The sequence below is a fragment of the Actinomadura rugatobispora genome, assembly GCF_055379765.1.
Genome location: NZ_AP029191.1, coordinates 217,905 through 240,549 on the forward strand (window position 1 = coordinate 217,905; position 22,645 = coordinate 240,549).

Annotated in this window: 16 protein-coding genes and 1 pseudogene; 6 read left to right on the forward strand and 11 right to left on the reverse strand. The window is 73.0% G+C overall.

Going from position 1 to position 22,645, the window contains the following annotated elements:
* Window positions 1–22: 22 nt before the first annotated feature.
* Window positions 23–2,791, reverse strand: coding sequence for a helix-turn-helix transcriptional regulator (locus ACZ466_RS00675; protein WP_378281021.1), 2,769 nt, complete (start codon window positions 2,789–2,791; stop codon window positions 23–25).
* An 890-nt stretch (window positions 2,792–3,681) separates the two neighbouring features.
* On the opposite strand from ACZ466_RS00675, the gene ACZ466_RS00680 reads away from it, so the two are divergent.
* Window positions 3,682–5,511, forward strand: a complete 1,830-nt coding sequence (locus tag ACZ466_RS00680) for an AfsR/SARP family transcriptional regulator (protein WP_378281020.1) — start codon at window positions 3,682–3,684, stop codon at window positions 5,509–5,511.
* 223 nt (window positions 5,512–5,734) lie between these two features.
* Here the strand turns inward: ACZ466_RS00680 and ACZ466_RS00685 are convergent, their stop codons facing one another.
* The 8 genes and pseudogenes from ACZ466_RS00685 to ACZ466_RS00720 all read right to left on the reverse strand — a co-directional run bounded on the left by ACZ466_RS00685 (window position 5,735) and on the right by ACZ466_RS00720 (window position 16,111).
* Window positions 5,735–6,934 (reverse strand): MFS transporter, encoded by a 1,200-nt coding sequence (locus ACZ466_RS00685; protein WP_378281019.1) that lies wholly within the window; start codon window positions 6,932–6,934, stop codon window positions 5,735–5,737.
* On the reverse strand, window positions 6,931–11,562 hold the full coding sequence (locus ACZ466_RS00690) for an amino acid adenylation domain-containing protein (RefSeq protein ID WP_464042639.1): 4,632 nt from the start codon (window positions 11,560–11,562) through the stop codon (window positions 6,931–6,933). Before ACZ466_RS00690 ends, ACZ466_RS00685 begins: the two co-directional genes overlap by 4 nt.
* A pseudogene (locus ACZ466_RS00695) lies at window positions 11,555–11,641 on the reverse strand (hypothetical protein); the annotation flags it as partial. The gene ACZ466_RS00690 and the pseudogene ACZ466_RS00695, both read right to left, overlap by 8 nt.
* Window positions 11,642–11,660: 19 nt before the next feature.
* A complete protein-coding gene (locus tag ACZ466_RS00700; protein WP_464042641.1) occupies window positions 11,661–13,259 on the reverse strand; it encodes a long-chain-fatty-acid--CoA ligase in 1,599 nt (532 codons plus the stop codon).
* A gap of 41 nt (window positions 13,260–13,300) precedes the next feature.
* On the reverse strand, window positions 13,301–13,885 hold the full coding sequence (locus ACZ466_RS00705) for an FcoT family thioesterase (RefSeq protein ID WP_378281016.1): 585 nt from the start codon (window positions 13,883–13,885) through the stop codon (window positions 13,301–13,303).
* A 21-nt stretch (window positions 13,886–13,906) separates the two neighbouring features.
* Entirely contained in the window at window positions 13,907–14,761 is an 855-nt protein-coding gene (scoE, locus tag ACZ466_RS00710) for a (3R)-3-[(carboxymethyl)amino]fatty acid oxygenase/decarboxylase (protein WP_378281015.1), read from the reverse strand.
* Window positions 14,761–15,012, reverse strand: coding sequence for an acyl carrier protein (locus ACZ466_RS00715; protein ID WP_378281014.1), 252 nt, complete (start codon window positions 15,010–15,012; stop codon window positions 14,761–14,763). Before ACZ466_RS00715 ends, scoE begins: the two co-directional genes overlap by 1 nt.
* An 85-nt stretch (window positions 15,013–15,097) precedes the next feature.
* On the reverse strand, window positions 15,098–16,111 hold the full coding sequence (locus ACZ466_RS00720) for a beta-ketoacyl-ACP synthase III (RefSeq protein ID WP_378281026.1): 1,014 nt from the start codon (window positions 16,109–16,111) through the stop codon (window positions 15,098–15,100).
* A 471-nt stretch (window positions 16,112–16,582) separates the two neighbouring features.
* Here ACZ466_RS00720 and ACZ466_RS00725 point away from each other — a divergent pair, with 471 nt between their 5' ends.
* Window positions 16,583–17,047 (forward strand): helix-turn-helix domain-containing protein, encoded by a 465-nt coding sequence (locus ACZ466_RS00725; protein ID WP_378281013.1) that lies wholly within the window; start codon window positions 16,583–16,585, stop codon window positions 17,045–17,047.
* A 66-nt stretch (window positions 17,048–17,113) separates the two neighbouring features.
* Here the strand turns inward: ACZ466_RS00725 and ACZ466_RS00730 are convergent, their stop codons facing one another.
* Window positions 17,114–17,989 carry a hypothetical protein gene (locus ACZ466_RS00730; protein WP_378281012.1) on the reverse strand — a complete coding sequence of 292 codons (876 nt, stop codon included), beginning with the start codon at window positions 17,987–17,989 and terminating at the stop codon, window positions 17,114–17,116.
* 437 nt (window positions 17,990–18,426) lie between these two features.
* Here ACZ466_RS00730 and ACZ466_RS00735 point away from each other — a divergent pair, with 437 nt between their 5' ends.
* From ACZ466_RS00735 to ACZ466_RS00750, 4 genes are all read left to right on the forward strand, one after another.
* Window positions 18,427–19,014, forward strand: a complete 588-nt coding sequence (locus ACZ466_RS00735) for a hypothetical protein (RefSeq protein WP_378281011.1) — start codon at window positions 18,427–18,429, stop codon at window positions 19,012–19,014.
* A gap of 89 nt (window positions 19,015–19,103) precedes the next feature.
* Entirely contained in the window at window positions 19,104–20,183 is a 1,080-nt protein-coding gene (locus tag ACZ466_RS00740) for an ABC transporter substrate-binding protein (protein ID WP_378281010.1), read from the forward strand.
* Window positions 20,184–20,229: 46 nt separating this feature from the next.
* Window positions 20,230–21,237, forward strand: a complete 1,008-nt coding sequence (locus ACZ466_RS00745; protein ID WP_378281009.1) for a FecCD family ABC transporter permease — start codon at window positions 20,230–20,232, stop codon at window positions 21,235–21,237.
* Window positions 21,237–22,004, forward strand: coding sequence for an ABC transporter ATP-binding protein (locus ACZ466_RS00750; RefSeq protein WP_378281008.1), 768 nt, complete (start codon window positions 21,237–21,239; stop codon window positions 22,002–22,004). Before ACZ466_RS00745 ends, ACZ466_RS00750 begins: the two co-directional genes overlap by 1 nt.
* Window positions 22,005–22,072: 68 nt before the next feature.
* Here the strand turns inward: ACZ466_RS00750 and ACZ466_RS00755 are convergent, their stop codons facing one another.
* The gene (locus tag ACZ466_RS00755) at window positions 22,073–22,633 is read right to left on the reverse strand and encodes a sigma-70 family RNA polymerase sigma factor (protein WP_378281007.1); all 561 of its coding nucleotides are present in this window, start codon (window positions 22,631–22,633) and stop codon (window positions 22,073–22,075) included.
* Window positions 22,634–22,645: the final 12 nt, after the last annotated feature.

Consider the following 22,645-nt stretch of genomic DNA (forward strand, 5'->3'; position numbering starts at 1 on the left):
GGCCGGAGCGGCCGGCGATCCGCTACTCGCTGCGGACGGCGACGGTCGCGGCGTTCATTTGGAGCAGGATCGATATTTCATGGCGCCCGCGTGCGCCGAGCTTCTTGTAGACGCGCGTCAAATGCTGCTCGACCGTGCTCACGGTGATATTCAGCTTCCGGCTGATCTCACGATTCGTGTGCTCCAGTGCGGCGAGTTTCGCCACCGCGAGTTCCGACTCGGACAGCGAAATCTGGCCTTCCATGTCCACGTCGTCGGAAACCTCCAGATGCGCGGAAAGGCTCGGCGACAGGCGAGGCGCGCACAATGCCTCCAGCCCTTCGTCGCGGGCCATGTTCCACGCCCGGCGCGCGATCGATCTGGCGCGGCCGGACATGCCGAGATCGGCGAGCACCTGCCCCAGGTCGGCCAGCACGCGGATCGCCTCGGACCGGTCGGCCCCTCCCGCCAGCGCGGTGAGGGCCTCCTGGAGCAGCGCGGGACGCTCCTTGAGCGGTTTCGTCATCGACAGCACCCGCAGGAAGGCCGCGCGGATCCGCGGCGGGTTCACGCAGGAGCGGCGGTCGTGCCCGTCGATGATCTGGCGCGCCTGCGCGGCGTCCCCCAGTGCGAGGCACGCCTCCGCCGCCGCGATGCGCCACGGCAGCACGGACGGGATGTCCATGTTCCACTTGCCCAGCTGCTCCCCGCAGGCGAGGAAATCCTCCAGCGCCGCGTCCGGCCTGTCGGTGGCCAGGTGGTACTCGCCCCAGGCGTACTGGTACTGCGGGCCGAAGCGGGACTGGAACAGGGCGTCCGGAACCGGGGTGCTCAGCCATTTCGCGGCGTCCCCGGTCCTGCCCAGGGCGACGCTCCCGGACACGCAGGCGGCCAGGGGAGCCGCGACGACGACGCCCCAGCCGGCCGGCGGGATGGCCGCGAAGGCGTCCCTGCCGCGGCGATCGGCCACGACGTGGTCCCCCTGGTGCATGGCGATGGACGCGCGCGTCCAGGCGAGCAGCCCCTGCCACGTGCGGCTCCCCCGCGCCACCGCCTCCTCGTACCAGGCGTCGCAGTACGGCAGCGCCATGTCCGGCCTGCCCCCGAAGATCAGGATGTGCAGCGCGCTGACGATGGTGGAGATGGTGTGCTCGTTCAGCTCCATCCCGCCCAGGAAGCTCGTGGCCAGGCTCGTGCTCTGGTCGTCGCCGCCGTTGGCGAGCACCGCCGACAGCGTCCGCACCACCATGGCCCGGTGGTCGCTGACCGGCCCCGCCGGCCGCCCCGTGGCCCCCCGCTCCGGCGGGTAGAGCAGCTCGAACAGCTCGTGGGCGATCACGGACGTCGTACGCCCGCGCGCGCCCGGGCCGCTCTCCGCCTCACCGGCCCGGCTGAGCGCCTCCTTCGCATCCGCCAGCCGGCCCTGCCAGGCGAGGTCCATGACGAGCTGCGCGATGTCGCCCTGCGACAGATGGCCGGCGCGCATCGCGGCGAGCAGCGACTCGGTCCACCGGTGCGCCAGCAGCGGGCTGTCGCGGTAGTCGACGAGCCTGCGCGCCATCTCCACCGGCACCCGCTCGGCGTCCGTCGAGCAGGCCCGCGCCGCCGCGTCGAGGCAGGTGACGGCGAACCCGACGTCGTCGCGCTCCCTCGCCTCCGCGGCCGCCTCCAGCATCACCCGCACCACCCACGGCTCGCCGACCGCCTCCTCCCCGACCAGGTGCCGGGCCACCGCGGTGAACGGCAGGCCCGCCTCGTAGAGCAGGTGCGCCGCCCGCGTGTGCAGAACCGACACGTCGGCGGGGGGCAGGCGGGCGAGGAGCGCGGCGGCCGGTTCCGGGCTGCGGAACCTCACCTCGGCGACCAATCCGGCGGAGGTCAGCTCCCGGATCACCGCGGCCGCGGCCGAACGGTGCGCCCCCGCCAGCCGGGCGACCCTCCCGACGGTCGCCTCGTCCCCCAGCACCGCGACGCAGCAGGCGATCCAGAAGGTGTCGGCGTCCCCGCTGCCGGTGCACACCAGAACGGCGGAGGTGAACCGCTCGCCGGTGGCCAGGCAGCCCCAGTCCGGGTCCGCGGGCGGTGCCAGCTCGCCGCACTCCTCGGCGAGCGAGCCGACCAGCAGCGGGTTCCCGCCGGTGATCTCGTAGAACCGGTCCGCCAGCCGCGCCGCGGCGGGCCCGCCCACGCGCCCGGCGAGCACCTCCAGCGCGCCGGACCTGCTCAGCGGCCCCAGCCGCAGGCGGCGGACCCGGCGGACCCGCCGCGCCTCGATCTGGAAGGAGATCGGCGGCGCGGGCGTGCCGCCCGGCTCCGTCACGACCAGCAGCAGCGGCAGTTCGTCGAGCCGGCCCATCAGCAGCGACAGGACCTGGAGCGAGGCGGCGTCGGCGTACTGGACGTCGTCGACGCAGATCACCAGGGGCGAGCCGGAGATGTCCCGCCGCAGGGCCGCCGCCAGACGGGTGATCTCATGGCTCGGGGGCCGCTGCGCGAGATCATGCCCGGCGTCCTGCTCCGCGATCGCCGTCAGTGCGCGGTCCAGCGCGTCGAGCATTTCCGCGGAGGCGTCCGGGACGCGGAACAGCCGCTCGACGATCCCGAGTCGCTGCCCCATTTCGACCTTGCGCCCGACCGCGCTGCGAGAACGCCCCCCGGCCGCTCCCACCCGCTCGCAGAACTGATCCAGGAGGGCGGACTTCCCACTGCCGGGAGGGCCATTGACCAGAATCAATCGCCCGCCATTGTGCGCGCATTCCCTGAACGCTTCGGTCAGCGCATCGAATTCTTTGTCTCGTTCCACCAGATGCATATCGCCAGCACTCCCGAATGTGTTGGAAGCATTCCCAGGGCCGATGACCGACACACGATCGACTCACCGCGGAGATGAGAAGTGAATGGAAAGACGCACGGCGGGCCCCGATATCCGGCCGGATATCGGGGCTGGCCACAAGGCTCGATGACGCGTGCGCAGCCGTCGGCCCGCACGTCCTGGCGCGGTCGGCGGAGGCGCGCCGCGGGCCCGGGCGGGCATCGTCGCGGCGATGGGTTCCGCGCTGCCGCGCGCAGCATGTCGTGGCTCCGGGAGCCGTGACGTCAATGGTCAGATGGGATGACGCCGACCGGGGGGCAGGGAGCACGGGAGCCGGTGAACGGTCGCGGGCGCTCCGGCGGGCCCGCTCCTCAGATGAGCGGCCGGCACCGCCCGCCGGCCGCACGGTCATGGCCGCCACTCGAAATGCAGAGCACAATCCCTCTTGCCCCCATACCTTTCCTTTCTCGAACCATTAAGGCCCCGGCCGCCATCCCGCCCGACCCAAGATAATTGGACACCTGGGGACATGCCTCGCTTTTCGGGGCCCGTTCGCCGAACTTTAACTGCCACCGGTATATGTCCGGCATAAGTTCGGCATATGCCTGGCATATGCTACATGCATGCAATGATCCAGCTCACAGAGTGATCGTGATGTGACCCCTGAGAAACATCGAATAAATGGCGGTACGGCGGCCGGCCCATGGCATCGACGAGCGCCGATCCGTCCTGCCCGCACTGTGAGGCCGCGCCGGCGCGACAACGAACAGTGCGTATACTCACTCGTCACTGTCAGCGACAGTAGACCGGTTTGTTACATCGCGTTAACGCGATCTACACCAGCCGACCGGGCGATCACCCCTAATGTCTCGCCCCGGATGATGAGGTCCGTGGAATACCGGTTGCTGGGTCCGCTGTCGGTGTGCCGGGAGGGCGTCGAGCTCGACCTGGGCACGCCCAAGACGCGGATCATCCTGGCGATGCTCCTGTCCCGGGCCGGCCGGCCCGTCTCGATGGAGCAGCTCGCGGGTGCGCTGTGGGGGGACGCTCCCCCCAAGAGCGCCGTCAAGAACGTGCAGACCTACGTCCACCGGCTCCGGCTGTGCCTGGGCGACCCGGCGTGCCTGGTCCGGCAGGGGTCCGGCTACCTGGCGTCGACGCGCCGGGAGGACCTGGACACGGCGCGGTTCGAGGATCTGGCGGCCTCGGGCCGGGCCCTGGAGGCGGCCGGCCGCCTCGACGAGGCGAGCCGGCGCCTCCGCGAGGCGCTGGCGCTGTGGCGCGGCCCGGCCTTCGCGGGCATGACCGATGTCGCGACGCTGGCCGTGGAGTCCACCCGGCTCGAAGAGGAGCGCCTGTCGGTGCTGGAACGCCGGATCACGGTGGACCTGCGGCTGGGTCGCCACGGCGAGCTGCTCGGCGAGCTGACGTCCCTGACCGGCCAGTTCCCGCTGCGGGAGCGCCTGTGGGGTCAGCTGATGCTGACGCTCTACCACTGCGGGCGCCGCGCGGACGCCCTCAACGCGTACACGCAGGCCCGGCGGACCCTGATCGAGGAGGCCGGGCTCGATCCGGGCCGGGAGCTGCGCGAGATCCACCAGCGCATCCTCGGCCAGGACGTCTCGCTCGGACCCGCGGCACCGCTCCCGGCGACGGCCGGACCGGCTCGCCCCGCGGTCGTGCCGCGCATGCTCTCCTCGGCGCTGCGGGACTTCACCGGCAGGCAGGCCGAACTGGAGGCGATCGAGCAGGTCCTCGGCGGGGAACGGGCGCCCGAGGACCCGACGGCCGTGGTGACGATCTCGGGCCGCGCCGGCTCCGGGAAGACCAGCCTGGCGATCCAGGCGGCGCACCGGGTGCTGCGGGCGCACCCCGACGGCCAGTTGTTCGCCACGCTCGCCACCACCGAGTCGCCGCTGGACCCGCACACGGTGCTCGGCCGCTTCCTGCGGACGCTCGGCGTCCCCGCGGCCGCCGTCCCCGACGACGAGGACGAGCGCGCCGGGCTGTACCGGAGCCTGCTGGCCGAGCGGCGCACGCTGGTGGTCCTGGACGACGTCAGAGACGAAGGCCAGCTCAGCACGCTGCTGCCCGGCTCCGGAACGTGCGGGGTCCTGGTGACCAGCCGGACCCGGCTCGGCGCGCTGGTGGGCGCCCACCGCATCGCCCTCGGCGACCTCGGCGAACCCGACGGCGCGGCGCTGCTGCGGAAGGTCACCGGCGACCGGCTGGCCGCGGCCGACCCGGCCCACCTGCGCACTCTGGTCCGGCTCTGCGCGGGGTCGCCGCTGGCGCTGCGGACCGCCGGCTCGCTACTGGCGGCCCGGCCGCACTACCGGGTCGCCGACCTGGTCGCCGGGCTGACCGGCGCCCGGCCGCTGGACGTGCTGGCCTACGGAGGGCTGGGGGTGCGGTCCAGCCTCACGCCGAGCTACCTGGCGCTGACCCCCAAGGCCCGCCGGCTGTTCCGGCGGCTCGGCGCGCTGGAGGAGCCGGACTTCGCGCACTGGACGGCCGCGGCGGTCCTGGACGTCGACCCGCAGGTCGCCCAGCGCCTGCTCGACGAGCTGATCGACACGCACCTCCTGGACGTCGTCGAGCCGGCCGAGGGCCCGGTGCGCTACCGGTTCCACGACCTGACCCGCCTCTACGCCCGAGAGCGCGCGCAGCACGAGGACGCCCTCGGCAGGGGGGTACTGCGAGCCCTGGACCTGCGCTGACACGGCCGGGCCCGGCGGGTTCCCGGGTTCGCCACCCGGCGGGCTGGCGGCGCCAAGCTCAAAGGGATAGCGTTGTCTATGTGAGCCGCCTCCCCGTGGAGCACCCTGCGCGCCCCGCGCGCCGCGCACCGTCCCGCGTCCGCCGGGCCGTTCGGAGCACGAGCGGCTCCGGCCTGCGAGGACACCGCCGCCGGTGCGGCGCGGGCGCGCCACCGCGGCAGGCTCATCTCCGTGCCACGACCGTGACCGCGGCGGCCGCCGCCCCGAGAAGGGCGGTGGCGCCCCAGACGACCGCCTCCGCGCCCGGTCCGGCCAGGAGCCTGCCTCCGACGAGGGCGCCGGTGCCGAGACCGAGGTTGACGGCGATCACCAGCAGCGCCGTCATCGCCTCCTGGCCGGTCGGCGCCAGCCGGAGGGCCCAGGACGTGAACGTGGTCGGCAGCGCCGATCCGCACAGCCCCCACAGGACGATCGAGACCACCGCGACGGGCAGCCACCGCGCCGCCAGGCCGAACAGCACGAGCGTGCCGAACAGGCCGCCGACGGCCAGGTAGAGCGCCCAGGTCAGCCGCTTGTCGACCAGCATCCCGGCCAGCGCGTTGCCGCCGACGCCCGCCATGCCGAAGAGCAGGAGGAAGATCGAGACCATGCCGGTCTCGACGCCGCCGATGTCCTGCAGGAGCGGGCTGAGGTAGGTGAAGGCCACGTACGCCCCGGTGAAGGAGAGCGCCACGGCGGCGATGGCCGTGAGGACGCGGCCCTGCGCCGCCAGCCCCGCCACCTGACGCGGCCCGACCGGGGCCTGTCCTTCCATCGGCGGCGTGGCCGCCGCCAGCACCAGCAGCGTCAGCAGCCCGGCCAGCGCCATGACGAGCATGGCGGTGCGCCAGCCCAGCGCGTGGCCGAGGGCCGACCCTCCGGGCACGCCGAGGAACTGGGAGAAGGAGATCCCGGCGTACACCATGGCGATCGCCCTGCCCTGCTGTCCGGGCGGCGCCAGCCTCGCGGCGTAGGAGACGGCGATGGCCCAGAACGCCGCCTGCGCCAGCGCGACCACGGTGCGGGTCGCCACCAGGGCCCCGAATCCGGGTGACCATGCCGCGAGGGCGGTGCCCACGACGAACACCGCGAACACGGCCAGCAGCGACCGCCGGCGGTTCATCGGGGACAGCAGCATCGTCAAGGGGAGCGCGCCGAGTGCGATGCAGAACGCGTAGACCGTCACCAGTTGCCCGGCTGCGCTCTCGCTGACGTTCAGATCGGCCGACAGCTCGGACAGCAGCCCGATCGGCAACGTCTCGGACGTCACGAACAGGAACGATCCGACCGACAGTGCCGCGATGGTCAGCCAGACGCGCGCCGTGCCCGGGTGGCCGGCGCCGGTGTCGGCCGTCGTCCCGGTGGAATCCGTCCCGCTGGTCATGGGCGGGCCGATCGGTCGCGGGCGGGCGCGTTCCCGGCCGGGGGGACGAACCCCGATTCCACGAAGAAGCCGAGGTACCGCCGCAGGAGCGTGCCGTCGATGTCAGGACATCGGATACCGGACCCGGCCAGCCCGTCGCGCGCGCCGGTGCGCTCGAACTCGCGTTCCCGGGGCGGTCCGCCGAAGTTCGCGCTGATCAGCGACGCTCGGGCCAGGGAGTAGTCGCCCGCCAGCGCGCCCCGTTCGGCGGAATCGGCGAGCCTGCGGTCCCACTCGCGCCGTGCGACCGGGGCCAGCTCGTATCCGGCGTCCCGCAGGTGGCCGACGATCGAGGCGATGGTGGTCGGCCGCGGATGCGTCAGGTGGTAGGACCGTTCGCCGGACGGCGCCCGCAGCGCCAGGTGCACCACGGCCCCGGCGACGAAGTCGGCGGGGACGAGGTCGACGGTGAATCCGGTGTCCGCGGTGAACTCGGCGGGGACGGCCCGGAGGACGATCATCGCGCGGATGAGGTTCCAGAGCGCGTCGCCGTCGCCGCCGGCCCCGGTGAGGCTGTGCCCGCCGACCCGGCTCGGCCGGTAGACCGTGGTGGGCACGCCGCGTTCGCGGGCCGTCCGCACCAGCCGCTCGGCCACCCACTTGCCGGCCACGTAGCCGTTGCGCAGGACGGCGTGGGCGGGGGCGAGCCGGTCCTCGGCGAGGGTGTGCGGGCCGCCGTCCGCGTCGGCCGCGACGTCGCAGGTCGATACGTGGTGGACGGGTTTGGTCCGGCCGGATGCGGCGAGCCGCAGGATCTCCTGGGTGCCCAGGACGTTCGGCGCCTTGAGGCGGGAGTAGGGGGCCACGTGGTTCACCGTGGCGCCGTTGTGCACGATGAGGTCGATCCGCTCGGCCAGTTCGGTGAAGGCCGTGTCGTCGAGACCGAGCCGTGGGCGTTCCAGGTCGCCGGGCACGCCGACGATGCGGTTCCGCGCGGCCGGGCCGGGGTTCAGGCGGTAGCGGTCGAGTGCCTGCTCGACCCTGCCGCGCGCCTGGCCGGGGGTGGCCGCCCGCACCAGGCACCACACCTCGGCGTCCGTGCGCTCCAGGAGTTCGTGCGCCAGGAACGCGCCGAGGAAGCCGGTCGCCCCGGTCAGCAGGACGCGCCGGACCCCGCCGTCCAGGACCGGGGCCGCGCCGGCGGCCTTGATGGAGGGGTCGAGGACGGCCTCGGCCTCCAGATCCGCCGGGACGGGCGGTTCCGCCTCGGTGCTCGCCCCGGTGCCGCCCTCGGCGGTCCCCTCCAGCAGTTCCGCCAGGCGCTCGACGGTGGATCGCTCGAACAGCGCCCCGGCCCGGACGGCGGTGCCCAGCTCGCGCCGGATACGGCCCGCCAGGCGCGTCACCAGCAGCGAATGCCCGCCGAGGTCGAAGAAGTCGTCGTCGACGCCGACGCCGGCGAGACCCAGGGTCTCCGCGAACAGCTCGCACAGGCGCCGTTCCAGGGGCGTCCGGGGGCTCCGGCCGGGGGCGCCGGCGGCGCGGTCCGGTTTCGGCAGGGCCCCGCGGTCGAGCTTGCCGTTGGCGTTCAGCGGCAGCTTCGGCAGGTTCACGAAGGCCGACGGCACCATGTAGGCGGGCAGCAGGTCGGCCGTGTGGACGCGCAGCGCCGCGGGGTCGAGGTCGCCGGTGGAGTCCGCGGGCACCACGTAGGCGGCCAGGCTCGCCGCCCCGGGCGCGTCCTCCCGCACCAGGACGGCGGCCTGCGCAACGAACGGATGCTCCAGCAGGACGGCCTCGACCTCACCGGGTTCGACGCGGAATCCCCGGATCTGCACCTGCTCGTCGGCGCGGCCGAAATATTCGAGGTCGCCGTCGAAGCGTCGGCGTGCCAGGTCGCCCGTCCGGTACATCAGCGCGCCCGGCGGGCCGTGGGGGTCGGGGACGAACCGCTCGGCGGTCAGCTCCGGCCTGCGGTGGTAGCCGCGGGCCAGCGCGACCCCCGACAGGTACAGCTCGCCGGTGGCGCCGGGCGGGAGCTGGCGCAGGGAGGCGTCCAGGACGTAGGCGCGCGTGTTCGCGACCGGCCTGCCCACGATCGGCGTGGCGCTGTCCTCCAGCCGGCACCAGAGGGTGTCGATGGTGCACTCGGTGGGGCCGTACAGGTTGTATCCCACCGTCGCGGGCGCCGAACGCAGCCGCTGCCACAGGGACCTCCCGGCCGCCTCGCCGCCGAGTGCCACCACCCGCGGCGCGCGGCGTCCCGGTGCGAGCAGGCCCGCCGCGAGGAGCTCCTCGGCGTAGGAGGGCGTCACGTCCAGGAAGTCGATCTCGTGGTCGGTGATGTAGTCCACCATCGCCTCGGCGTCGCGCCGCACCTCGTCCTCGACGAGATGCATCTCGTGCCCGGCGATCATCCAGAACAGGCCTTCCCAGGAGGTGTCGAACGCCAGCGTCGCGGTGAGGGCGGCCCGGACGCGGGCCCCGCCCGCCGCTGCGGTCTCGGGCAGGTACATCTCCCGCAGGTGGTGGTGGTAGAGGTTGCTCAGGCCGTCGTGCCGGACGAGCACTCCCTTGGGGCGCCCCGTCGACCCCGAGGTGTAGATGAGGTAGGCCGGACTCGCGGGAGGCAGCGGTGCGCGCCGATCATCGTCGGTGAGGTCGGTCTCCGGCACGGCGGCGGGGCCGGTGCCGGAGGCGAGAGCGTCCCTGACCTCCGGGTCGTCCAGCAGGACCAGGCCGGCGCCCGGTCCCGGCGCGGGCGGCGGCAGCGGCGCGGCCAGGTCCTCCGTCGTGACCAGCAGCGCGGGCCGTGCGTCGTCGAGCATGGACCGCAACCGCCGGGCGGGCAGCCCGGGATCGAGGGGGAGATAGGCGGCGCCTGCCTTCAGCACCGCCAGCAGCGCGGCGACCAGGTCCGCCGAACGGGGCAGCAGCAGCGCGACCCGCTCCTCCGGCGCCGCGCCGCGCTCGACCAGCAGGCGGGCGAGGCGGTTGGCGCGCGCGTTCAGGCGCCCGTAGGTGATCGTGGAGTCACCGCAGACGACCGCGACCGCGTCGGGGGTGCGCGCGGCCTGCCGCTCGAACAGTTCGGTGACGGTCCCGGACGGGACCTCCCGCGTGGTGCCGTTCCACTCGGCCAGCAGCCGGTGCCGCTCGTCCTCCAGGAGGAGGTCCAGATCGCGGAGCGGGCGCTCGGGCTCGGCGAGGGCGGCGTCCAGGAACGCCAGCAGCCGCCGGCCGTGCGCGTCCAGTTCCGTTCCGTCGAGGCACGCGGGGTTGCCGTCCATGGCGATCCGCAGGCCGGCGCCGTCCGCCCGGTCGTAGACGTTGATGGAGACGTCCTCCACCGGTCCCGCGGACACGTTGTGGACGACGGCGCGGCTTCCGGCGAAGTCCAGGCCGTAGTCGAACGGCATGATGTTGACGGCCGGCCCGTAGAGCTTGCCCCGCTCACCGCTGAGTCCCAGATCCTGCCGGAGATGCTCGTACCGGTAGCGGTGGTGCGGCCGGTCCTCCCGCATGCGGGCCGCCACCACGGCGGCGAGGTCGCGCACGCCGGCCCCCGGGTCCACGGGCACGCGCAGCGGGACGATGTTGAGGACCATGCCCGGCACCCGCAGCGACGCCGACGCCAGCCGTCCCATGACCGGCAGGCCCAGCGTCACCTCCCGCGCGCCCGTCATGCGGTGGGTGTAGGCCGCGCACGCCGCGAGGAACACCTCCGACCAGGTCACCGAGGCCGCGTGCGCGAGGGCGCGCATGCCCTCTGCGGTGCCCGGGTCGACGTCGAAGACGGCGCGGAGGAAGGTCGCCGACCGCCCGGCCGGCCGCCCGGCGAGCGTCACCGGATCCGGGCGCCCCGAGCAGCGCTCCAGCCAGTGTTCGCGGTCGCGCTCGCGCTGGGGCGAGGACTGGTAGGCGGCGTCCTCCTCGACGACCGCCTGCAAAGAGCCGAAGTCCGCCTCGCCGGCGGGCTCCCCCTTCACCAGCGCGGTGTGGACGGCCGCGACCCGCCGCGCGACGAGCGCCAGGCCGAAGCCGTCGAGCGCGATGTGGTGCACCCGGTGGTACCAGAGGTGCCTGCCGGGCCCGAGTTCGAGGACGGCGTGGCCGAAGAGGGGGTCGGCGGTCAGGTCGATGGGCCTGGCCACGTCCTCGTCCATCCAGGCCCGCGCCGCGGCCGCCGGGTCGGCCTCGCCGCTGAAGTCGAGCACGTGGAACGGCCAGGCGGGCGCCTCGCCCGGCAGCAGCCACGGCCGGCCGTCGCCGTCGACGCGCAGCCCGGCGCTCAGCGCCTCGGTCTCGTCCACGACGTGGCGGATCGCCGCCTCCAGGACCGTCACGTCGAGCGGGCCGCTGATCTCGGCGTACTCCGCGGTGTTGTAGGCCGGGCTGTCCGGATCGAGCTGCTGGCCCGTCCAGATCCCCAGCTGCGCCTCGGTCAGCGGCCGGCGGGTGCCGCCCCGGCGGCCGCCGCCGGGGCCCGGTCCGGCCCGGGTGCCGAGGATCAGCTCGGACCAGGCCGCGAGTGTGGGCCGCTCGGCGAGCGCGACGAGGCTGATGTCGGCCCCCCCGCCCGCGCCAGGTCTCGACGAGCGACAGCAGCCGGATCGAGTCCAGGCCCTGCGCGAACAGGTCGAGGTCACCGGTCAGCTCCTCCGGTGGCAGGTAGAGCAGTTCGGCCACGTCGCGGCGCAGGTCCGCGGCGTCCAGGCGCTGTGTCACGATCGCTTCCCTCTACCCTCTAGTTCACCTTGCGGTCGCGGCCCTGCCAGAGCCGGTCGCGCAGCTCGCGGCGCAGGATCTTGCCGCTGGGGTTGCGCGGCACGCGGTCGACGAATTCGAACCGGTGGGGGATCTTGAAGGCGGCGATCCGCTCCCGCAGGAACTCCAGCAGGTCCCGCGGGCCGGCCTGGGCGCCGGGACGCAGCGCCACGAAGGCGTGCACCGCCTCGCCGAAGCGGTCGTCGGGCACGCCCACCACCGCCGCGTCGGCCACCGCCGGATGCTTGGCCAGAACGTTCTCGATCTCCGCGGGGTAGATGTTCTCCCCGGCGACGATGATCAGGTCCTTGATCCGGTCCTGGATGAAGACGTAGCCGTCCTCGTCGAGGCGGCCCGCGTCCCCGGTGTGGATCCACCCGTCGACCAGCGTCCGGGCCGTCGCCTCCGGCTGCCGCCAGTACTCCAGCATGTTCGCGGGGCTGTGCAGGCAGACCTCGCCGACCGTCCCCGCGGGGACCGGAGAGCCGTCCGAATCGATGATCTTCACCTGGACGCCGGGGTAGGGGCGGCCGGCGGCGCGCATCCGGGGGCCGCCCGGGACGTGGTCGGCCGGCGGCAGGCAGACCGCGGTGTTCCCGGTCTCGGTGAGGCCGTAGATCTGGGCCATGTCGCAGTCGAGGGTCTCCAGGCATTCGGCCAGCAGCGTCTCGGAGATCGGAGAGCCGCCGTAGACGACCTTGCGCAGGGTGCGGAAGTCGTCCGGGCCGCTGCCCGGCTCGGCCAGCAGCAGCCGGAGCATGGAGGGGACCATGCACGCGGTGGTGACACCGAGGTCGCGGATGAGCCCGACCGCGACGCCGCTGTCGAAACGCGGCATGGCCACGTTGGTGGCACCGGCGCTGAATCCCTGCATCGCCCACCAGATCCCGCCGACGTGGAACCCCGGGATCCCGATCAGGCTCACGTCCCCGGGGCGCCAGTCGATCCAGTCCAGGCCCTCCTTGGCCAGCGCGTCCCGGATCTTGAACAGGCTGCGCTGCGCCAGCACGACGCCCTTGGGCAGCCCGGTCGTCCCGCTGGTGTAGAGCTGCACGATCGGGTCCTCGGGGTCGGTGACGATCCCCGGATCGCTCTGCGGCCGGGCCGCCTTCCAGCCGTCGAAATCCCGTTCCCCGGCGCCGCCGGTGACAACGGTGTCACCGGCGGCGCCGGCGTCCAGCACCACCACCGCGCGCAGCCGCGGGGACGCGGACACGACCTCGGCGGCCGCCTTCAGCAGGTCGCGGTCGACGACCAGCACCTCGCTGTCGGAGTCGCGCAGCACGTGCTCGACCTCGACGGGCGTGAGCCGCCAGTTGATGGGCACCAGCACGGTCCCGCTCAGCGCGCACCCGAAGAAGACCTCGTAGTAATGGACGGACTCCTTGCCGAGATAGGCGACGCGGCCCTGCTCCGGGACGCCTTCGGCGCGGAGCGCGTGGGCGACGCGGCAGGCCTCCCCGTACAGCCGGGCGTAGCCGAGCGACCGACCGGCGCACACGATCGCCGGTTGGTCACCGATGCGTCCGGCGTGGAACCGGATGGCGGAGGCCACGGTCTGCAGTTGCGCGAAGTACACACGATCTCCCTTCGGTCGGGGGCAGGGTCGCGCCGCGGGTCTCAGAACGCGGGTGCGCCCTCGGTCACCGCGACCTTGACCTGGCCGGAGCAGCGGCCGTCGTTGTCGTCCCAGTAGCGAAAGGAGGTGTCCATCGAGATCAGCGTCTCCTCGTCCCCGGGGGCCCGGCCGGGCGGCCGGAACCTCCTGGCACGGCCGAGGGTGAACTCGCCGAAGAAGTGGCGCGCGTCGATGGGGCGCTGGAAGGAGCTCTGCAGCTTCACGATGAGGACGGCGCCGAGCCTGCGCTCCCAGTAGTCCGGCAGCGTCCAGCCGCCGAACTCCGGAGCGAGCCCTTCCCTGATGGCCTTGGCGATGACGTAGTAGAGCATCTGGTTGTAGCAGATGTTGACCTCGACGGCGTTGAGGTGGCCGGTGTCATCGATGTAGCAGGACTCGGGGATCCGCAGCTCGGCGATCGCCGACAGGTGTCCGTCGCGCACTCTGGTGCCGATCGAGGTGAGGTACCGGCAGTGCGGCTTGTAGCAGCGGAGCGTCTCCGCCAGCAGGTCCTGGTCGCATGGGTGGTCGGCGTCCGGAAAGGGAGCCGGACGGGCCCGATCGGCCGGATGGGTCAGCGTGGTCATCTCGCGCTCCTGGGCCTCTGCTCACGCGTCGTAGACGGTGACGCGGTGGGAGACGGCCGGTTCGGGGGTGGCGGTGTGCAGCGCCCGGTGCACGAGGCTCTGGTTGTCCCAGATCAGCATGTCGCCCTTGTCGAAGGTCTGGACGTGGATGTTCGGGTGCTCGAAGGTGGGATCGGACTGCCCGGTGGCCGCGATGAGCTCCTTGAGCAGTGCGGGCCGCTCGACCCCGGTGTCGTCTTCGAGGGCGTAGGTGAACCCCTCGCTGACGTAGAGCAGCCGTTCACCGGTGAACCGGTGGGTGACCACCGTGGGATGGGACGAGGGAGGGGTCTCCTTCTCCACCTCCGCCTCGACCTCCGACAGCGGCCGGTAGACGTCCGATGGCCGGATCTTGAAGTAGCGCCGCACGCTGTGCCATGACCGGGTGTGCTCGGCGGCCCTCTTCAGCTCATCGCTCAGGTTCTCGTACGCCTGGGCCAGGTTGATGAAGTACGTGCCGCGGTTCTTCCGCGGGACGACCTGCGGGTGGATCAGCGTGATGTCGAACGGCCGCGGCATGAACTGGTAGTCGGAGTGCCAGAACTTCCCGGTCTTCGGAACGCCGACCTGCCGCCCCTGCTCCTCGACGTTGGAGGAGACGAACACCTCGCGGACGTCCGGGTGGTGGTACATGGGCTGGTAGTAGGCCTCGGGGCGGCCGAACCGGCGGCCCAGGTCGAGGAACTCCCGCGGGCTCAGGTGCTGCTCCTTCAGCAGCACGATCTTCTCTCGGTAGACGGTCTCCCGGAGGCGCGCGACGTCCTCGTCGGACGCGGTCGCGGCGGTGAACTCCGCGACCACCACCCCGAGCCCGCCGCCCTGCGGTTCGATGATCATTACTGCTCCTTCGTCCGGGTGTGCGCGAGCGCCAGGTCCACCAGCCGCTCGACGGTCGAGATCGAGCCCAGTTCCTCGTCGGGGATCCCGATCTCCAGTTCGCGCTCCACCGCCGCGACGATGTCCACCACCGTCATCGAGTCCACGCCGAGCGTCTCGAAACGCTCCGCCGGCGGGATGTCGGTGCCGAGGTCGGGGGCCTCGCGGCAGATCAGCTTGGTCACGATCGTCTGCACATGGTCCTTGTCCACGTTCGTCCTCCGCGGTTCGCCTGGGGCGTGGGGATCCCGCCCTCCAGATGCGGTTCGGTCTCGGGTGCCTGCGGTCCGGGGCGCCTCAGGTCTTCGGCCAGGTCAGCACGCACGACCCCCAGGTCGCGCCGCCGCCGAACGCCGTGAGCAGCACCCTGTCGCCCTCCCGCAGCGCACCGGAGGAGGCCGCGTGCGCCAGCGCGAGGGGGATGGAGGCGGCGGCGGTGTTGCCCACCTGGTCGAGGTCGACGCAGGCGCGGTCGTGCGGGATCCCGAGTTCGTCGGCCACGGCCCGCAGGATGCGGATGTTGGCCTGGTGGCCGACGAGCAGATCGACGTCGCCGGTCGTCCAGCCCGCCCGGAGCAGCGCGGCCCGGGACGAGGAGGTCATCCTGCGGACCGCGTGCCGGTAGACGGCTCTGCCCTGCATGGAGAACCAGACGTCGCCGGCGCCGGGCTCCGCGCCGGGTTCCGCGCGGGGCACCGCGCCGGGCACCGTCCCGCGGGTCGGGTACCGGGAGCCGCCGGCGGGCACCATGATCAGATCGGCGAGCGAGCCGTCGCTGCCCAGGTCGAACGCGTGCACCGCGCCGGGTTCGCCGGGATCGCCGGAACGCAGCACCACCGCGCCGGCGCCGTCGCCGAAGACCGCGACGGTGTCGCGGTCCTCGGGGTCGAGCAGCGTGGTGAAGGCGTCCGCGCCGATGAGCAGCACGCGGTCGGCGAGGCCCGCCGCGATGAGCCCGGTCGCGGTGGCCATGCCGTAGACGAAGCCGGAGCACACGGCGTTGACGTCGTAGGCGGGCGTGCCGCTCATGCCGAGCCGCTCGGCGACCTTGGGAGCGGTCCCGGGACAGGGGTGGTCGGGGGTGGTGGTGGCGAGGACGACCGCGTCCACGGTGGCCGCGCCCGCCGACTCCAGCGCCGCGGCGCCCGCCCGCTCGGCGAGGTCGGAGGTGGCCGTCCCCGGGTCCACGACGTGCCGGCGGGTGATGCCGGTGCGCGTCCGGATCCACTCGTCGGTGGTGTCGACGCGCGCGGCCAGATCCGCGTTCGTGACCACTGACGGCGGGACGTGGCCGCCCACGCCGCACAGCACCGCCGCCCGGGGGTGCGGCCGCCATCCTGATTCGGACGCGTCCCTATACCGCCGATCCTGATCGGCGGCCCCAGCATCGGCCACGGCACCCACCCCCCGAACGAGCCCGGTTAAATCCTCCCGAAAAGCACCTAAGTGCCCGAGGTGGACCTAAACATCCGATGTCGTGAGATGTCAATACGCGGCGGATGCCGTCTCGTAACGCTGAATAGTGTGCTGGCCGAAAACAGCGGGCGACGTCTTTATCGGCGTTCTCACTCCGCGCACCCGGAGTTCACACCACGGTCACCGCGCGTATTTACTCTCACGTTTACCGCAGTCATGATGCCGTTGTGCCGAACCCATGCCGCCGATCGAGGCCGGACGTGATGAAAGGGCCATTGGCGGAGGCCGCGGTCCCGCGCCGCATGGCCTTCCACGGGATTCGCCGGCTCGGGGAACCAGCCGCGGGCTCCCGCCGACTCCTTTGATATGCAGCCGATCAGCGCAGCCAACACGGGGGCGATCCAGCTCTTCACCGGATCGCCCCCGGACGAATTCACCGAGATCGTGACCGGCCTGGAGCGCGCCGTCGGCGAGGAGGTCGCCGACGGCCTGCCCGGCCGGCAGTGGTCCCTGCCGCTGGCGGACCGCGTCCTGCTGGTGGCCGTCTACTACCGGACGGACGCGACCGTCCGGCAGCTCGGCGCGATGTTCGGCGTGACCCGTCCCGCCGCGGGACGGGTACTGGCCCGGCTCGGCCCGCTGCTGGCGCTGCAACCGCTCCCCCAGCGGCGCATGCGGATCGAGAAGGTGCTGATCACGCCTGAGGGGGTGGCGTTCGTCACCGACGACGCCCGCGCCGGCAAGGGCCGGGCGGAGGCGCCCGGTGCGATCCTCCTGAACGTCGACACCGGCACCCGGCTGGTCCTGCGGGTCCCCGTTCCCCAGGACTGACGCGTGATCCCCTGCGTTCCAGGACTGTTTCCCCGTTACGAGACGGGCCCGGCACCGATCTCCGCCTCACCCGTGACCGTGCGGGTCGCGTTCCCCCGGAAGCGGGCCGTCCGGGGAGATCGCCGCGGGCTGTTCCGCCAGGACGGTGAACTCCGCGGTGTGGCTCACGCCGCGGTGCCGGAACTCCAGGAACAGCCGGTAGGCGCCGGGACTGGGCGGCGCGACGGGGAACCGCAGGTCCGGGCCCGCGCCCACCCGGTGGGCGCCGAGGACGGCGTCCCGCGGCGTCCGCAGCAGGGCGAGGTCGCCCGCGCGCACCACCGCCAGCCCGCCGCGGCGGCCTTGCAGACCGGTGACGGGACGGCCGCGCTCGGAGACCGAGAATGTGAGGGTCCGCACCCGCCCGGCGACCGGCGCGCCGGTCAGCCCGACCTCGTAGCCGGCCACCCGGGCGACCGGCTCCGGCCTCGGCAGCGGGCGGGGCCGGAGGGTTCCCCGCGCGACGACCTCGGCCCCCAGGAGCACCGGCCGTGCGGCCCCCTCAGGCTGGGCGTAGACGAGGAACCTGTAGATGCCGGCCTCGGCCAGGGTGAGCGTGACCGACCACTGCCCGCCCCCAGCCTCGGCCGGATACAGATGCTGGTATCCCGCCAGGTCGCGGCGCATCACGAGGAGATGCAGCCGCGCCCCGTCCACCGGGGTGAAGCCGGTCACCGGCAGGCCGCCGGGCCCGAGCAGCATGAACCCGAACTCGGTCCGCTCCCCGGGAGGGATCTCGCTCATCGTCCGGACGAGGGTGTAGCCGTCCTCGGAGATCTGCAGGCCCGAGGGCGCCGACGGCACCGGCCCCGCGCCGCCCTCCGCTCCGCCGCCGTCGCCGGTTCCCGCGACCGGGCCGACCGAACCGCCCGTCCAGAACGAGGCGGCGAAGACCGCCGCCAAGACCAGCAGGAAAGCCCCGATCCTGAACTTGACGCTCTGCCTTGCCGACGAGACGAAGCCGATTTCCGCGCTCCTATGAAGGGGTTTCTCCCGAGTTCTGGAACGGTACCATCCGGCCCTCGATCGCCTTGACGCATAGCGTCAAGCGTCCGCCGGTGACCGCTCACACCGGAACGAATCATAACCATGACGCACTCACAGATCGCAGTCGGCACGCCATCAGCGATCCCGGGAAAGCGCACGACCGTATCTCCGCGCGGTCGTCCCTTTCACCGGATTCCCTGAACCGGATCCCCGTCGCGGCCGTACATCACGGTGCCACCCACGACGACACGATCGGAGCCGGTTCAGGCAATGGCCGTACCACCGACCTGGAACGTCACATGTTGGCGGGGAGCGCATGCGGGCCCTGGCCGGCCGCCCTCTACGCTGTTCTCGTGGCCGGGCCGGGTGTGGTGAAGACTCTGCGGTACGTGCGGGGCGGTTTCCTCACGGCCGCGTCCACCGCACTCGCGCTCGCCGGTCACGCACTCGGCGGGGGCCTCTCCCCCGCCCGGCTCCCGCCCCTGTGGGCCGTCCTGCTGACCGGCGTCCTGGTGGGCGGCCTGAGCGTCGGCGCGGCCGGCCGGACGCTGTCGTTCTGGAAGATCCTCATCGTGCTCGGCTGGGCTCAGCTGGCCTTCCACCTCGTGTTCACCGTGGCGGCCTCCGGCCCGTCCCACCACATGGCCGCGGCCCCCGCGCCCGCGGCCGGGTCCGGCCCGGCGATGACGGCCGCGCACGCGCTGGCGGCGGTCACGGCGGCCGGGCTCATGGCAGGCGCCGAACGGGCCCTGTGGTGGCTGCTCGGCGCGGTCTTCGCGATCGTCGCGCTCGGATGGCCGCTGCTGCGGCCCGGCCCGGTCGACCGGCCGCCGTGGCGCCCCGCGCGGACCCGAGCGGTCACACCCAGGCCAGGCACGGTCCTGGCCCGTGCGGTACGCCGCCGCGGGCCTCCGACGGCCCGTCCGCACGCCGTCACCTGATCCCACGCTCCGCCGGTGGGCGGGTGCGGTGTGCCGTCACGCCACCGCGCCTTCGCGCGTTCCATTCACCGTCGGAGACAGGGATTCCCATGTTCCATCGCCCGTTCCCGCTGCCCGCGGCCGCCGCCCTCGCGCTCGCGCTCGCGCTCGCGGCCACCGCCTGCGGCACCCCCGCGGCCGAACCCGCCGGCGCCGCCCGTGCCGCGGCACCCGGCAGGACCGCCTACCCGCTCACTCTGGACAACTGCGGCCACAAGGTCGTCATCGCCCGGCCGCCTCAGCGGGTGCTCATCCTCAACGGGACCTCGGTCGGCGAGGTCGAGAGCTTCATCATGCTGGGCCTCCAGCGCCACATCCTCGCCAACGCCCAGTCCTACGGGGTGTCGGATGACCCGGCGATGGTCCCGGCCATCAAAGCCCTCCCCACGGGGGGCCTGAGCATGAACCAGAACTTCGAGGTGCCCGCCGAGCAGGTGCTGGCCGCCCGGCCCGACCTGGTGGTCTCGCACTGGTCGGGCGGCTTCGACGCCAAGAAGGGGCTGGCCACCCGTGAGCAGCTGGCCACGGCCGGGATCAACACCCTGGTCAACCCGGTGAACTGCGCGTACGGGAAGCCCGAGGCGACCCCGGCGGAGAAGCGGGCCCACCGGCATGCCTCGATCGAGTCCTCGCACGATTTCCTGCGCCTGCTCGGCCGCGTCTTCGACGTCCAGCACAAGGCCGCGGACGTCACCGCCGGCCTGCGGCGCCGCCTGGACGCCGTACGGGCGCGCACCGCCGGGCGGCCTCCCAAGAAGGTGCTGATCGCCTACCCGGGCATGTCCATGATGAACGCCGGCGGCCTGCCCGCGGTCTGGACCGGACGGGTCGCCGACGAGGTCGTCCGCGCCGCCGGCGGGACCAACGCGTTCGAGGGGCTGGCCCCGGAGGCGGTCAGCACCATCAACAAGGAGCAGCTCGCGGCGGCCCAGGTGGACGTCCTGGTGGTGGGCCTCTTCCAGCCGGCGGAGAACGCGGCGGCCGAGGCCCGCAAGCTGTTCGCGGCCTACCCGCAGTGGAAGGCGTCCCGGACCGGGACCTACACCACGGTCGCCGACGGCGTCTTCCTCGGCCCGCTCAACGCCGCCGCCGCCGAGAAGCTCGCCAAGGCGGTGCAGCCGGATGCCTGACCGCGGCACCCCGCGAACCGGCGGCCCCCACATGGTGTCCGGGCCGATGACCTGGTTCCTCCTCGCGGGCCTGCTCCTGGCCCTGATCGCGTGCTCGGTGGCGGCGGTCTCGATCGGCTCGGTCAACCTGCCGGTCGCCTCGGTCTGGAACACGATCGGCGCGCGGCTCACCGGCGCCGGCCCCGGCGACCCGCTGCGCGACCAGGTCGTGTGGGACATCCGCACGCCGCGCGTGCTGCTGGCGGGCGTCGTCGGCGCCGGGCTGAGCGTGGCGGGCGTGACCTTCCAGGCGATGGTGCGCAACCCGCTCGCCGACCCCTACATCCTCGGCGTCTCGTCCGGGGCCTCCCTCGGCGCCGTGCTCGTCGTGGCGTTCGGCGCGACCGCCCTCGGGGGCCTCGGGGTGACGGGCGCGGCGTTCCTGACCGCGGCGCTGAGCGTGCTGCTGGTGTACGTGCTCGCGCAGCGCGGCGGCCGGCTGCTGGATTCGCGGCTGGTGCTGGCCGGGGTCGCCATCGGCTACCTGTGCTCGGCCGCCACCAGTTACATCCAGCTCCAGGTGAGCCCGACCGAGCTGCACGGGCTGATGTTCTGGCTGATGGGCAGCATCGCGGGCGCCTCCTGGTCCGACGTGGGCGTCCCGGCCGCCGTCATCGCCGTCTGCACGGCGTTCCTGCTGTCCCAGGCCCGGAACATGAACGCCCTGATGGCCGGGGACGACGCCGCGGCCGGGCTCGGCGCCTCGGTGCGGTCGCTGCGGATCGCGCTGCTGGTGACGGGGTCGCTGCTCACCGCGACGGCGGTGAGCGTCGTCGGCGGGATCGGGTTCGTCGGGCTGATGGTCCCGCACGCGACGCGGTTCCTCGTCGGCGGCGACCACCGGCGGGTGCTGCCGGTGGCCATGCTGCTCGGCGCGGTGTTCCTGGTCTTGGTCGACATCGCCACCCGCACCGTGGACCGTCCGAACGAGCTTCCGGTCGGCATCTTCACCACCGCGCTCGGCGTGCCCTTCTTCCTGTGGCTGCTGCGGCGCCGTGCGACGGGAGGCGTGTGATGCGGCTGGACATCGCGGGCCTCACCGCCGAGATCGGCTCCAAGCGCATCATCTCCGACATCGACCTGGTCGCCGAACCCGGCCGCTTCGTCGGGCTCATCGGCCCCAACGGCAGCGGCAAGTCGACGCTGCTGCGCACCGTCTACCGGGCACTGCGGCCCACCGGCGGGATCGTGTCGCTGGACGGGCGGAACCTGTGGCGGATGCCCGCCAGACAGGCCGCCCGGCAGCGCGCGGTGGTGACCCAGCACGGCGACCTGAGCGCCGAGTTCTCCGTCGGCGAGGTCGTGGCGATGGGCAGGGCCCCGCACAAGGGCCTGTTCGAGCGGGAGAACGCCGCCGACCGCGCCGTGGTCGACGAGTCACTCAAGCGCGTGGACATGCTCTGGGCGATCGACCGGCTGTTCTCGACACTGTCGGGGGGCGAGCGCCAGCGCGTCCTGGTGGGCAGGGCGCTCGCCCAGGAGGCCCCGCTGCTGGTACTGGACGAGCCGACCAACCACTTGGACGTGCGCGCGCAACTGGCCCTGCTCGACCTCATCCGCTCGCTCGGCCTCACCCTGCTGGCGGCACTGCACGACCTCGACCACGCGGCGGCCTACTGCGATCACCTGGTGGTGCTGCAGGACGGCCAGGTCAGGGCGGCGGGCGCGCCCCTGGAGGTGCTCACCCCCGAGTTCGTCGCAGAGGTCTTCGGCGTCCGCGCCCATATCGGGGCCCACCCCATCACCGGACGGCCGCACATCGCGGTGGCCTCGTTCACCTGACCCGTGCGGTAACTGCGCGCGGGAAGCGCCCCCTGGACCGGAAGGCGTCCCGGTCCAGGGGGCACCGGTCAGGCCGGCCGCTCGGCGGCGCGGATCGTCCCGGCCAGCTGTGCGCGGGTCCGGGCCACGCGTGAGCGGACCGTGCCGATCGGGCATTGCAGGGCGTCGGCGGCCTCCGCGTAGGACAGGCCCAGGATCTGGGTGAGGACGAACGGCGCGCGCCTTTCCCACGGCACCTCGTCCAGGAGGGCGGTCAGCGCGACGCCCTCCTCCCAGCCGGGAACCGCGCCGGCCTGGCTCCGCTCCACGACGTGCTGCCATTCGGCCAGGCCGGTGACCACCGGACGGCGGGCGGCCGACCGGTAACGGTCGATGACGACCCGCCGCGCGATGGACAGCAGCCAGGTGCGCGCGGACGAGCGCCCGGCGAACGCGGGCAGGCCGCGCAGCGCGCGCACGAACGTCTCCTGGGTGAGGTCCTCGGCCCGGTGGGCGCCGTCCAGATGGGAGATGAAGCGCTGCACGTCGGCGTAGACGGCGCCGAAGAACCTCTCCACGTCCGCGGGCGTTCCCCGGCACGCGGACAGGGCGAGTTGGGTGAGTTGCTGGTCGTCGATGGCGGACTTCACGCTGATCGTTCC

Bases quoted from the DNA above. Each gene is read 5' to 3' on its own strand.
- ACZ466_RS00745 (WP_378281009.1), top strand. From the start codon at position 20,230: ATGACCTGGTTCCTCCTCGCGGGCCTGCTCCTGGCCCTGATCGCGTGC.
- scoE (WP_378281015.1), bottom strand. From the start codon at position 14,761: ATGATCATCGAACCGCAGGGCGGCGGGCTCGGGGTGGTGGTCGCGGAG.
- ACZ466_RS00705 (WP_378281016.1), bottom strand. From the start codon at position 13,885: ATGACCACGCTGACCCATCCGGCCGATCGGGCCCGTCCGGCTCCCTTT.
- ACZ466_RS00750 (WP_378281008.1), top strand. From the start codon at position 21,237: ATGCGGCTGGACATCGCGGGCCTCACCGCCGAGATCGGCTCCAAGCGC.
- ACZ466_RS00685 (WP_378281019.1), bottom strand. From the start codon at position 6,934: ATGACCAGCGGGACGGATTCCACCGGGACGACGGCCGACACCGGCGCC.
- ACZ466_RS00740 (WP_378281010.1), top strand. From the start codon at position 19,104: ATGTTCCATCGCCCGTTCCCGCTGCCCGCGGCCGCCGCCCTCGCGCTC.
- ACZ466_RS00725 (WP_378281013.1), top strand. From the start codon at position 16,583: ATGCAGCCGATCAGCGCAGCCAACACGGGGGCGATCCAGCTCTTCACC.
- ACZ466_RS00675 (WP_378281021.1), bottom strand. From the start codon at position 2,791: ATGCATCTGGTGGAACGAGACAAAGAATTCGATGCGCTGACCGAAGCG.